Source organism: Bartonella sp. OC68QHHN, assembly GCF_042193875.1.
Classification (GTDB): domain Bacteria; phylum Pseudomonadota; class Alphaproteobacteria; order Rhizobiales; family Rhizobiaceae; genus Bartonella; species Bartonella grahamii_A.
The window spans coordinates 1-14,024 of sequence record NZ_JBHIME010000028.1 but is presented as its reverse complement, the minus strand read 5'-3'; the positions used below and the strand labels follow the sequence as shown (position 1 = coordinate 14,024).

Annotated in this window: 4 protein-coding genes and 1 pseudogene; 2 read left to right on the top strand and 3 right to left on the bottom strand. The window is 36.7% G+C overall.

Going from position 1 to position 14,024, the window contains the following annotated elements:
- Window positions 1–6 precede the first annotated feature (6 nt).
- The 3 genes from ACFIJ0_RS05305 to ACFIJ0_RS05295 form a co-directional block, all read right to left on the bottom strand.
- Window positions 7–2,418 carry an autotransporter outer membrane beta-barrel domain-containing protein gene (locus tag ACFIJ0_RS05305; RefSeq protein ID WP_375643987.1) on the bottom strand — a complete coding sequence of 804 codons (2,412 nt, stop codon included), beginning with the start codon at window positions 2,416–2,418 and terminating at the stop codon, window positions 7–9.
- Window positions 2,419–3,088: 670 nt separating this feature from the next.
- On the bottom strand, window positions 3,089–5,566 hold the full coding sequence (locus ACFIJ0_RS05300; RefSeq protein ID WP_375623849.1) for an autotransporter outer membrane beta-barrel domain-containing protein: 2,478 nt from the start codon (window positions 5,564–5,566) through the stop codon (window positions 3,089–3,091).
- 1,209 nt (window positions 5,567–6,775) lie between these two features.
- The gene (locus ACFIJ0_RS05295; protein WP_375643994.1) at window positions 6,776–10,243 is read right to left on the bottom strand and encodes an autotransporter outer membrane beta-barrel domain-containing protein; all 3,468 of its coding nucleotides are present in this window, start codon (window positions 10,241–10,243) and stop codon (window positions 6,776–6,778) included.
- A gap of 1,774 nt (window positions 10,244–12,017) precedes the next feature.
- Here ACFIJ0_RS05295 and ACFIJ0_RS05290 point away from each other — a divergent pair.
- Window positions 12,018–13,148 carry a metallophosphoesterase gene (locus tag ACFIJ0_RS05290; RefSeq protein ID WP_375623847.1) on the top strand — a complete coding sequence of 377 codons (1,131 nt, stop codon included), beginning with the start codon at window positions 12,018–12,020 and terminating at the stop codon, window positions 13,146–13,148.
- Between the two features lie 477 nt (window positions 13,149–13,625).
- Window positions 13,626–14,024, top strand: a pseudogene (locus tag ACFIJ0_RS05285) (phage tail tape measure protein); the annotation flags it as partial.

Genomic DNA, 14,024 nt, shown 5'->3' with positions numbered 1-14,024 from the left:
AGATTTCTAAAAGCGATAACGCATTCCACCGGAAAAATTAATTCCAGAGATACCAGCTTTTTGAAGTTTATGTTGGTAATTAACGTCAACATGAAGTGCGATATTTTTAGAAAGCTGCGCGTTAATGCCAAGTCCACCTTCAAGGGAAGAGCCCATAGAATCGAGATGGAAAGATTTAGTAACATCGATAGTGCGCTTCTCACCAAAAGCTTTGATGACATTCAATTTACCATAAAAAGAAAGAACACGATCTTTTTCAATGGGAAGCATTGTTTTCGTTAAACGCCCTCCAATACGGACCAACCATTGATGAGGGGTTTTTATATTAACTTGGAAGCCATCGATATCTGAAAGAGTGCCAAATGCAATATGTTGATACATAAGTTGTGCTTGTGGTTCAAAGGACACCCCTTCAACACCAGTTGCTAGTTTTTGTCCAATGGTAGCTGATATATTTAATGTATCCGTATTATTTAACTCTGTAGTGTTGCCGATAAGGGCTGTGGTAATATGTCCGTTTAAAATGCCATAAGAGAAAAGTGCATTAACATAGAGACCATTGTCATGGTGGAGGTTTCCATATGCCGTAAAGGACCATTTATCCAGAATGCTTTTGTCAGAACCTTCCACATCCTTTGGCGTAAAAGCGAGCTTTCCATATGTGCCTAAAAGACCAAGATTCGCGGTCATATTTTGAGTTTCTAACGTTGCTAATGTCATGCCTGCTTGTATAGCAGCATAATGAACATCTGCACCATAGCCATATTCCAATGGACTATAGCTGGAAGATAATGTCACCTTGTTGCCATAAGTTGATAAGAATATCCCTTTCTTTTTATGACCTTCTAATCCAAAAACTGTTGAGTGCATATTATCTAACAGCGTATTTTGATTATTTACATCAGCCAAGCCAGAGGAGAATATTGCATTATGCATAATCAAATAGCTTGCCATTTGAGGAACAAGAGCTTTGATCTTTCCTTCATCATCAAGAGTCGCACTTTGCAAGCGGAAATCCCAGAAATTCTCATTTTCTTCCAAGGGAGTTTGTCCGTTGTTTTCTTTTTCAAGGGATGATGCATTGGTATTTTGCGCACCTTTTTGTTTTGATTCTTGTGATATTCCGCTTAAATGACTTTGTGCCCTATCGGCTTTCCCACGGCTGGAAGTTGGTCCATAGCCATTGAGTATGTATTTATAAGGTAAGCCCTCCATTGTGGTGTAGCCATGAGCAAGTTTGAAGGAATCTTCATTTGCTTGCCCAGAAACTTGAATGAGTGAGAGCCCACGCATATTCAAAGGAATTGAATTTTCTTCATCATCGAATGGTTCTGTATGCTTTGAAAGATTATTGAAATAGATCATTGTGGTGCCTGAGACATCACCATGAACGAGAACACGGTCAGTTTTTTGTTGTTCTTTTGTAAGACCATTACTCCATTCGGTATTAAAGTAAATTTTTGCGTTGCCCAATGCATTGTAAACCGTTGTTGCATCGGAGCTTCTGTTTTGCTCTGCTTTTTGAGGATGTCTTCCTACATGCAAGGTTTGATAATGATTGTCTGCTAGTTTATGCGGCGCATTAAATATGATAGAGCTATTATTAAGGTTTAGGACTGAAACGATTGATCGTGCTCGTTGCTTAAGATCAAGGAGCTTGTAATCAAATAGACTAAAACTATTTTCCAATTCAAATAGACTAATTTTTAAATGCCACTTGCTGTTATTGTTTAGGGTGAAAACTGTTGTATTTTGAGGAAGCGTTTTTGCTCTTCCTTCCATAATCGAATTATCAGCGTCTAATGTAAAAGTAGTAGGTTGAATTTCGATGAAGGGTGAGACTTCATTTTTTAATAACATATCAGAATGAATTTCTGAGTTTTTAAGGTACACTGCATTAGCTTTGGAATAATAAGGTCCGAAAATACCTACACCGTCGTTTACAAGAAGTTTTGTATTATTAAGAATTGCTTTGTTTACAACTTCTTCTCCTTCTTTTATTGTAGAGCTTAGAATATAACCAAAATTGATACCATAGACTTTGCTGTGGCCTATGACGTTTAATGTTGAATCTTCAATATGGACTATGCCGTTTGTGAGTGACAAACCACGCTCTTCGGCCTCTCCCACAATTCCTTTCGCATTAATTTGCCCCCCTGACGTTGCAGAAAGCAAAGTAAAGCCTGAGTGCATTATTGAGTTTGTAATGGTAATGTGACCTTTTTTAGCAACCACGGCATCATACTTACCACGAACAAAAACATTATGAAGGTTCTTCTTTTCTCCATCAGCTACTTGGACCGTAGGAATCTCAAGAGGTTGTCTATTTGCATAAGTTGGAGCAAAATGAGAAAAAATGAAAGTTCCAGCAATTGTACATAACAAAAAATTTTTCTTATAAATATATTTCTTACACATAGATATGCCTTTAGTATTTGGTATGCTTTGATGCTTACTTTATTCCCCTGATGGCGCAAGTACCCAATCAGTTTTTATATCATTATGTTTTTATTGTAAACAACAAAACGAATATTAAGTTTTGTTATTTACCGTTTAAAAATTGGTCTTAGAAGAGCTTTTAAAATAGAAAGCGCAATGCAGCGAAGATGGATTTAAAAAACTTAGCTTGATAAGTATTTTTGTTTTAAAGTGCTAAGAATCAAAATATCTTGCAAGGATGTTTATTGCTTAAAGCTGTTGTTATAAAAATTCTACAAAGCTTTTGGAGAAGATTTGTTGCGTGCTTACAAAAAGCTTTCAGTTGATTTTTTTGCATATAGAGTTATTCACTATGAATTTTTTTGATGTAAAAAAGCTAAAATATTTTGTATTTTTTATCGATATACAACAATTTTTATTGAATCCATTGGATTTTTATAAATAAAAAAGGCAGCTCTCTTGAGACTTCAACAGTCATTGAGAGATAAAGAATTTTGTTGCATTTAGTTTGAATAAAATTAATCCTTTCGAGAAAGCTGTATAGAAAGAACCGTTCTTGATGGCTCATGCCGAAAGATTGCAAAAAAGCAGTACATTCGTACTGCTTTTTTATTAAAAATGAATAGACTATAAGTTATTTTTTCTTTTCTTAAAATTGATAGCGTATTCCGCCTGAAAAGCTTGCTCCAGATATACCAGTTTTTTGAAGCTTATGTTGATAGTTAACATCAGCATGAAGGGCGATATTTTGTGATAATTGTGCATTTACACCAAGTCCACCTTCAAGGGCAGCGCCCATAGAATCAAGGTGGAACGATTCACCAATCTGTATGGTACCATTATTAGAAAAAGCTTTAACAATATTCAATTTACCATAGAAAGAAAGAATATCGCCTTTTTCAATAGAAAGCGTCGTTTGCGTTAATCGCCCACCAACACGCACTAAGTATTGATAAGGATTTCCCATATCTACATCAAAGCCATCGACATCTGAGAGTGTGCCAAGCATGAGACGCTGATAAACAACTTGTGCTTGTGGTTCAAAGACCAATCCTTTCCTATTGGTTTCGAACTTTTGTCCAATGGTTGCTGATGCACTGAATGTATCAGCGTTTTTCAATTCTGCAGTCTTTCCTATGAGAGCTGTGGTGATATCTCCCTTGAGCATTCCATAGGAAAAGAGAGCATGGATATATGTACCATTATTATGGCGCAGTCCACTATATGCAGCAATTGACCATTTATTGAGTGTGCTTTTGTCAGCACCTTCCATCTCTTTGGGGGTGAAAGCTAATTTTCCATATGTCCCTAAAAGACCCAAATTGGTGGTCATATTTTGATCTTCTAGAGCTACTAATGTAAAGCCTGCTTGTAAAGCAGCATAGTGAATATCGGCACCATAGCCATATTGCAATGGCGTACGGTGAGAGGATAATGTCATTTTATTGCCATAAGTAGAGAAGAAGATCCCTTTATTTTTATGATCTTTTGTCTCAAAGCCTGTTTCTTGTATCGTGTTCAGTAAAGTATTTTGATTGTTTACATCAGCCAGTCCAGCTGAGAATAGTGCGTTAGGCATGGACAAATAGCTTGCCACTTGAGGAACGAGAGCTCTGATCTTTCCTTCATCATCGAGCGTTGCACTTTGCAAGCGGAAATCCCAGAAATTCTGATTTTTTCTCAAATGGTTTTGTATGCTCCCTCCTTGCTCAGAATTTGGTGTTGATTCACTTTTTATATTATTCTCAATCCCTGAAACCATTGCGCCTAATACAACGGGGGGCGTGTCGGTTTGTGAGCTTTTTTCTTGTGATTGTTGAGTTATTTCTCCTAAATAGCTTTGGGTGCTCTCTGCTTTTCCAAGACGTGATGTCGGTCCATAGGCATTTAAGACATATTTATAAGGCAAACCACCCATTGTGACATAGCCATTTGCTAGTTTGAAGGCATTTTCATCTGTTTTTCCAGATACTTGAATGAGCGACAGCCCACGCATATTCGCGGGAATAGAAGCTTCTTCTTTTGATGTCCCACCTTTTGAAAGGCTATTGAAACTAATTGTTGTGGTGCCTAATACATTCCCATGGACAAGAAGGCGGTCCGTTTTTTGTTGTTCTCTTTCTAAACCATTACTCCATTCTGTATTAAAATAAATCCTTGCATTACCTACAGCATTATAAACGGTTTCTATAGTGGAGTCCCTGTTTTCGTGTGAATTAGGGAGCTCAATTGTTCGTCCTACACTCAAGGTTTGATATTGATTCTTTGCCAGCGTATGTGGTGCATTAAACACAATAGAGCTATTACTAAAGTTCAGTACTGAAACGGTAGATAGCGCTCGTTGCTTAATGTCATGGAGTGCATAATTAAATGAACTAAAATCACGATTTATGTCGTATTGACTTACATTTAAATACCATTTGCTATTGTTGTTTAAATTAAAAACAGTCGTATTTACTGCTAAGGTTCTTGCTCTTCCTTCCATAATCGAATTATCGGCGGTTAATACAAAAGTCACAGGATGAGGATCTGAATCTGTTTTCTTTTTTACGTTATTTTGTAATAATACATCAGAACGAATTTCTGAATTTCTAAGTTGAACCTCGGCAACAGACTTTGAAGATGACGGTCCTAAAATACCGACACCATTTTTTACAAGAAGTTTCGTATTGTTAAGAATTGCCTTATTGATAACTTCTTCACCATCTTTCAGAAAAGAATCTAAAATGCTATGAAAAATAATACCGGATTTTTTTTTGCTTTCTATGAATGAATCTTCAATGTTAATGATACCGTTTGAAATTGATAGACCAGTATACAAGGCATTAACTTTTACTTCTTTAGCATTAATACGTCCACCTTGTGATACAGCAAAAGCAAACGAAGCTGAATGTATTGTTGAGTTCGTAATTGTGGCAATTGCTTTTTCAGAGGCGTGCACTGCGCTCAATCCATTGCGGATAAAAACGTTATTAAGAGTTTTTTTTTCTCCTTTCTCCAGCTTAAACTCATTAATAATTTCAGGAGGTTGTCTATTTGCATAAGTTGGAGCAAAATGAGAAAAAATGAAAGTTCCAGCAATTGTACATAACAAAAAATTTTTCTTATAAATATATTTCTTACACATAGATATGCCTTTAGTATTTGGTATGCTTTGATGCTTACTTCATTCCCCTGATGGCGCAAGTACCCAATCAGTTTTTATATTATTATGTTTTTATTGTAAATAACAAAACGAATTATATATATGGTGTTCTCTATGATTTGAAGTTTTTCTTAAGAAAAGCTTTTTTCATGATTATAAAAAGTTGGAAAAAATGAATTTCATAAAACCTAGCTTGGTCAAGCTTATGCTAAAAACACTATGAAGTATGATATTTAAAATTGTCTATTAAGGATAATCGTTCTAAAATCTCTATAACATTGAAATGTATTATTTTATGCACTCACCAAAACGATCAGCAAATTTTCTCTGCTATAAGAAGAAGAGATGAGGGGGCTATTCATAGGCTTTCTTTAAAGAGGCTTTTCCTTAAGGGTACCAAAGTCCATTTTTCTAAGGCCACACAGTCCATTTCGCGATGGTGTTCATGAATGCTATAACGCTAAAGCCATAGAGTCTCCTCATCTTTACGCTTACGAATGAGCAAGCCGATACCTTTACGCTTAATAAAAGAGCAAGTCCATCTACACACTTTACTAGCTCCCAATGTTGTGCGGGGTAAGCCCTTGGCACTTGAGGCGGTGCATGAGAGGCATTTTAAAGCCTTATCTTATATAATTTTGACCTATACCTCAGCCTTGCTTGTGACGTGCAAGAAAAAATTTGATTGATTCAACATGAAACAAGTTTGAAATAAGAAAATCCTACGATATTCGGGACTCTCATTCAACATGCAAAACAAATAATTATCTTTATAAATAAATACATTGTCTGGAATGAGAGGGATAAGCATTGTCAAAATGGTTTGCTTAAAAAAACGGTACATGAAAATATAAATAAATCCTTACAGGTGGTGTTAAGCTAATGGATTGAAGAAACAGGAGGATAAACATAGTAAAGGTATGAAGAGAGAGCTTCTTTTATCGTTATCTTTTCCAATGTTGTTTTCTTTATATTGTCTAAAAATACACTTTGATTAGCTTTACAGACAAATTCGATAATGGAATATGCCGCGCGACTCATGTAAATAGGAGTGAAGGAGATCATTGAGGAGAAAAGAAAAAATTTTAGGGAATAAGAATAATAGCTTACATAGATTAAAAAAGGCAGTACAGTATACTGCCTTTTTTGTTAAATTAAATACAATGAATAGGCCATTTTTACAGCCTTGATTTAAAACTGATAGCGTATTCCACCTGAAAAACTTGCACTACTTATACCAGTTTTCTGAAGCTTTTGTTGATAGCTTACATCACCATGAAGGGAGAAATTGTGAGACAGTTGTGCATTGATGCCAAGCCCACCTTCAATTGCAGGTCCCATAGAATCAAGTTCAAAGTCTCTTCCAATATGAATGGTACCATCATCACCAAAAGTTTTGATCAAGTTTACTTTTCCATAGAAAGACAGAGGACGGCTGTTTTCAGTGGAAATGGTTTTTGTCAAACGTCCACCAACACGGATCAACCATTGGGAAGGATTGTTCATATCAATGGTAAGGTTATCAGCATCTTTAATGGTGTTAAACATCAAATGTTGATAAGCAATTTGTGCTTGCGGCTCGAAGATTAAATCTTCTACTTCGGTTACAAATTCTTTACCAACAGTGGTGGAGATATTCAACATTTTGGCATCGTTCAACTTTGCGGTATTTCCTCTGATGGCATTGGTGATATTTCCCTTGAAGATACCGTAGGACAAGAGTGTATCGATGTAGAAACCACTATAATGCTGTATACTGCCATAGGCTGACAGTGACCATTTATCCAGCGTGTTCTTTCCTGCATCTGAAATGTCCTTTGGTGTGAACGACAGCTGCCCATAGGTGCCTACAAAACCGAAATGTGTTGTGGTATTTTGTCCTTCAATTGCTGCTAATGTAATACCGGCTTGGAGAGCAGCATAGCGGATATCAGCACCGTAACCGTATTTGAGTGGTCCGCGTTCAGAAGATAAGGTTCCTGTGCTTCCATAGGTGTAAAGGAAGAAACCGGTTTGTTTCTCTTCTTCTTTTCCTAAGACGGATGTTCTGATATTGGCTAAAAGTGCGTTTTGTTTAGCCATATCTTTTAATCCTGTGTAGAAGAGAGCATTCGGCATGACCAAATAGCTTGCTGTTTGTGGTACAGGGGCGATCACACTTGGACCTGAACCAGAGCCAGTTCCAAGAAGTTCAGGTTGCAAACGGAAATCCCAGAAATTTTCATTCTTTTCATCAAACAGGTTTTGCGCAATATCGGCTTTGCCTTGGCTTGAGTCTGGTCCATAGGCACGTAGTGTATACATATCTGGTAAACCACCTCTTGTGGTATAACCATTTACCAGTTTGAAAGAGTTTTCTTCAGCTTTTCCAGAAACTTGAATGAGTGACAGACCACGCATATTGGCAGCAGCAGAGGTATTTGCTTCGACATTGTTCTCTTCTAAGCGCCCCGTAACATAAACTGATGTGGTTCCTGCCACGTCCCCATTGATCAAAAGTCTATCGGTTTTTTGGTCATCTATTGCAGCACCATCACTCCATTCAGCGTTGAAGTAAATCTTTGCATCACCAGAAGCATTGTAGACTGCTTGCGTATCTGGTTTACCAGAACCTATATGCAATGTTTGGTAATGATCTTCTGTTGGTTTCTCAAAAATAATGGAGCTGTTGTTGAGACTAAGCACAGCAACATCAGAACGAGATCTCTGAGCAATATCAAGAAGATCACCATCAATATCTTTTTCGTTTTTGCTGATTTTCAACGTCCATTTTGTATCGTTTTTCAGATCAAAGTGTACATTTCTATCTTTAGCAATATTCGCTCTGCCTTCTAGAGTAGACTGATCTGCGCTTAATGTGAAGGTACCGTTGGAGGTCTCTTTTAAACCTACTTGGTCCCAAAACTCTTTATCTTCCCAATAAATGCCGTTTCCTAGTAAAACATCGGCATGGATTTCTGAATTTTTGAGATTTGCTGTACCGATTGCCAGATCTGCATTATTTTCAATATCGTCGTCAGCGAAAGCTCCAATAAGAATTCCTGTACCATTTTCAGCATGAAGCTCTGCATTGGTCAGATTGATCTCATTGCTATGATGTTTTCCTAGATCATTTGATTCATCCGGTTTGTTAGTAGGGAGAGCTAAGAACTGCAAACCAGCAACTCCTGCTGTTATGGAAGCATTCATGACATCAATATGTCCGTTAGCTCCTGCCCATAGTGCAACTTTTTTTGCGTTTATTTCATTTTTTATTGTATTCTGTGCTGCTTTAATATCACCATTAATCATCTTAATCGTGCTATTATTTCCTGCAGAAAGACCAACATCAAAATTTTGAATGGTTGTTTTACCATTTAATTCGACTGTACTACCAAGCTCCGCAACGTTTACACCAACGGTTGCTTTTTCGGACTCACCACCGGTTATTGTTAAATCTCCGCTAATGATTTTACCCCCACCATCTGCATAAAAACCTTCATCAACATTTTGAATGGTTGTTTTTCCCGTTAACTGAATTTCACTCCCAGTGTCCCCTGTCCATACACCAGATCGTGCTTCATTGGGGTTTTTATCAATTACTTCACCACCGTCTATTGTTAAATTTTCACTGGTGATTTTACCACCATCAGCTGCTCCAAGACCGTTCCAAGTATTGTTAATTGTTGTATTGCCATGCAATTCAATTCTGCTATCAGGACCAATTGCAAGTGCACCGGTTCCTTTACCATCTGTTGTTAGATCAACATTCGTGGCATCAATTTGTCCACCATTTTCTGCAAATAATGCAGTTTGTTTATTCCCTATTATTGTTACTTTTCCTCCTGCCATTGTGATCTTAGATCCTGAACCCTCTGCACGGACTCCATAACCATCAGTTGATGTAACTTTAGCATCACCGGTTAAAGTAATAGTGCTGCCGTTCCCAGCATATACCCCATCATTTTTCCCATCGAATGATCCTCCAGAGACTGTTATTGTGGAGTCATTATTTGCAAATATGCCTGTTGTCGCTTTAGTGACGGTTACATTGTTTAAAGTCACAGTGCTTTTTTCGGCACTTATTCCCTTATCCATTAAGGCGTCATCTTTACCGCTCGATATGTTTACATTTTCCAGCGTGTTTTCATTTTCATCACTTCCGCTAGCGTTGAAAAGGGTACCTATTTGAGAAGCAGCAATAGAACCACCGGTCATCTTGGCTGTAGCTCCATTTTGTACATCAAGGCCATTTGCAACTTTTTCAATGGTTGTTGTGCCTTTTAATGTAATGACGCTGTCAGCGCCATCGGCTTTTGCGCCAATTCCAGTGCCATCTGTTGTTGTTAAAGTAACATCTGTGACATCAATCTGTCCGCCTTTTTCTGCAAATAATGCAGCTTGTTTACCATTTACAGCTCCTCCTGTCTTTGTGATTTTGGATTTTGAACCTTCTGCATGGAGTCCATAACCATCAGACGATTTAACCGCAGCTTTTTCGTCTAAAGTAATGGTGCTGCCTTGTTTGGCATATACCCCATCAGTTTTTCCATCGAATGATCCTCCAGAGACTGTTATTGTGGAGTTATCATTAGCTAAGAGAGCTTTTTTTGCGTTCTTAACGGTGACATTTTTTAAAATAACCGTGCTTTCCTTATCAGCACTGACACCTGTGGTCATCGGTTTATCATCGCTGCTACTTGCTATCACAACATTTTCTAGCTTGTTTTTGTCATTTTTGCTGTTTTCAAAAGAAGCTCCTGTCCCGGAAACAGTGATAGATCCTCCTGTCATTTGAATGACACCACTGTTTGCTTCAAGTCCGATGATAGCCTCTTTAATGGTTGCATTCTGTAAATTGATTGTACCATCATAGTCAGAGCTTGCGCCTGTTCCTTTACCATCTGCGGTGAGAGTAACGTCTGTGACATTGACGAGACCTTTTTCTATTGCATATACAGCATTTTTTTGCCCTTTTACAGTTCCCCCAGTCATTGTGATCGTTCCATTATCATATCTCGCCCAGAGGCCAAAAGTACCAGATGTTACTGTGACATTGTCGTTTAAAGTAATGGTGCTGCTGGTAGAATATATCGCGTCCATTATTGAATTAAATGTTCCACCAGAGATTGTTATTTGAGAATTATCATCACCCCATATGCGAGAATCTGATTTTAAAGTTACATTTTTCAAAATAAGATTGCTGTTTTTGGTGTATATTTTATCATTTATTGTGACTTTTTCCAGTTTGTTTTTGTCACTTTTGCTGTTTTCAAAAGAAATAAAACCAGAGGAGATAGAACCACCGGTCATTTTGATCGAGCCACCATCTTTTGCCTTAAGGCTTTTGGATATTTCAGCGTTAATTCCTTTAATGGTTGTGTCCAGTAATTCAATCACGCTGTTTGGACCTTCAGCTGTGACAGAATATATATTTGTATTGTTACTTGTATTTTCGTTTTCCGTCACAGTTAAATGCTTACCGATTATTTTTCCACCGTCTTTTGCATGAAGAATATCATAGGTTTCGTTAGAGACTTCTTTTGTTTCTTCACCAGAAACTACAAGAGATTTAGCTTGTGCACTGAACTGGATGTTGAATAGGATGATAGCGGTTGCAGCAGCGCATGATGAAAGGGATATTTTGTACACTAGTGTTCTCCTTATGAGAGCTCCCAAATATTCATTTCCCCGAAAACTTCATAAAAAGAAGTGAAAAATGGATAATCTTTATTAATTTCGATAATTGTCTTTGTTTAGTAAGATATTTTTGATTTCTTGTCAAAATTAAAAATTAATTTATATTAAACCGGTATGAATTTATATTTAATACATAATGTATTTATAATTATTTATATTATATAATTAAATTTATTGTAAATATATAATATTTTAGTTTAAATATTATTATAATAATTTAAATAACTTATATTATTTTTATAAATTAATGATAATATTTATGTGACAATTCTACAGTTTTATATTTTATTAAAGTGAGTGATGAGGGTAATACTCAAACACTTTTTCTAGCACTTTTAATTATTTCTAACTTATTTAGCATAAGATTCTAATGTATTTGATCTTGATATCCAAAGAAGTTGGCTGCTCTAGTATCCAGAATGCGTTTTTTCTCTTGGTGGGGATATTTTTATAATATACGAACACTTGCTAGATTTCTGCTAAATGCTTAGTTTTTGATAAGTTGTTGATGTATCGATGGCATTTGAAAGAGCCAGAGTCCAAGCTCATAAATCTCAATCAATTAAAGTGTTTCAAGTTGAAAGTTTGAAATCGAAAGTACTTTTATATCATCAAATTGTACTTTCATTGAAGGATTATTGCTTTCATTATTTTGAATTTTTGACACATTTTTGACAAAAAAATCTAAAAAATCACCTCTGAGCGATTTTTATAACAATAAAATACGTAAAGTTTGATGGGTGGAGATGTATTTATGAGATATAAAGTTGAATTGGTAATCACTGTGATTGCTTTTACTGTCTCTGGTTGTTTTAATCTTGATTCTGAAAAATTAAAAAAGGACGAGAGGCTTTATCATGATGCATTTATGGATTGGTCTCTGAAAGAACAGTCTCTTGCAAAAAATTATACGGCTATCATCATGGCTGATCCGCAACCGTGGCGTTTAAACTCTGGTGATGCCAATGGAATATCAAACAGAGAGCCATGGTTAAAGATAAATGAGCAGGTTGCTGGTGTTATAAAAGCGCACAAAGCTGCGTTCCATATTGTTAATGGTGATTTGACGGAGTTTGGGGAACAAAAAAACTATGATGATTATAAAAATGTTTATAAAACCCTTGGAGGGCCTGTCTATGAGGGGTTAGGGAATCACGATTATGCCAATAATGTTGGTAAGTGTACGAATCCTCAAAAATTCAATTTTTACAAAGATGCCTGTGCTATAAGCGCAGTTTCAAGAATGGTATCGGAAATCAAAAAATATCGTAGTCAATTATCGCATTTTAATGCAGATGTTACTGAAAGTTTGGTTTCCACTTCGGGTGGAAATATTCGCTCAATAAGGGGGAGTTTGAGTTATTCTTGGGATTATGGAGATGTTCACTATGTACAGCTTCACAATCATCCAAGCTATACGGTTCGTTTGAAGGAGCAGTCTACAGAAGTACGAATTAATAAATCTTTGGATTGGCTTAAGAACGATTTAGCTGCTGCTGATGCAAGAGGTAAAGTGACAATCATTAATTTTCACGATGCTCGCGCAGCTTCCATTGATGGTAAATCCGTTTTTATTCGTAAAGAGAATGCTAAAGATTTGTCGATCTTTAAGTCAATTATTACCTCTCATAATGTCAAAGCAATATTTGTAGGGCACACACATTATCAGTCCTATTGCCGTGCAAAAAATGATAAGGTTTTTGGAAATATTCCTGTCTATACAGCTGGTGCGCTTTTTAATGGAGATTATTACCTCATAGATGTGAAAGGAAAGACCATTCACGTTAAAGCCTATAATGGAGAAATAGGAAAACCGCTTTTAATCAAAGATCTTGGTGTTATAGGGAAAGATACAAAATTTTCTGCAAGTTGCAGTAAGTTATAATAGGATTTTTTCTCTTTGTTTTAAAGCATGAGAAATAAAGGCGTTGTGTGTGCCGATTTACAGAAGCAATAGGGGGGGCTAAGTGTAACTTAAGAATAGAACAAAAAGTCAGATATTTTTTTAAAAGCTATTAAGGTTTTAGGATGCTCTTAAGTGCAATGGTTTAATGTGAACTGAGCTTTAATACAAAGCAGAATAGTGATTATGTGATTATTTTTCTATTTTTTTAAGGGTTTCGTCTTTAAAAGGAAGGGGAGCATATTCAGTGAACATTGATAATTTTGCCAGCATACATTGTCCAAAATTACCAAAAAGGCTGTTTCTATTGTTTTGTTGCACTATAATTATTAAGTTATACCCGTGGTTAGAGTCAGTAATATCTACGCGTGTGCAATTCTGTTCCTTTTCATAAAGAAAGCTCTTTGTTTCGACCAGTTTTTTTTACTTATAATCTTCAAAATATTGATGTTTTGTGATGCTGTAAAATTTCTCTTTTTGCGACCCATGACTTTACTTGTGGCAGCGTTTCGAGGGGTTGCGGTTTCAGGTGCAGCATTGGTGAGTAGCTTTGGTTGGCTAGGGACAGCGATAGAAGTGGTTGGGGCTGGCTTTGCCTCTGTTGTGGGGGGTGTTTTTACCCCAATAGGGGCTGTGGTTGCTGCTGTTGTGGCGGTGATCATGGCTGCTGGTTTTGCTTTGTGGAAATATTGGGATCGTTTCTCTTCTTTTGTCAAAGGCTTTGCACGGGGAATAGCACACGCTTTTGGGCATGCCTTTGAAGCCGTCATGCGTTTTTTTGGTGCTGATACCGCCACCATTATGCATTGGAAAAATATAATCGCCAATGCTTTTGATTTCTCTCAAGCTTGGCAAAAG

Coding starts and splice junctions, on each gene's coding strand:
- ACFIJ0_RS05305 (WP_375643987.1), bottom strand. CDS start 2,418: ATGTGTAAGAAATATATTTATAAGAAAAATTTTTTGTTATGTACAATT.
- ACFIJ0_RS05300 (WP_375623849.1), bottom strand. CDS start 5,566: ATGTGTAAGAAATATATTTATAAGAAAAATTTTTTGTTATGTACAATT.
- ACFIJ0_RS05290 (WP_375623847.1), top strand. CDS start 12,018: ATGAGATATAAAGTTGAATTGGTAATCACTGTGATTGCTTTTACTGTC.
- ACFIJ0_RS05295 (WP_375643994.1), bottom strand. CDS start 10,243: ATGACCACAGGTGTCAGTGCTGATAAGGAAAGCACGGTTATTTTAAAA.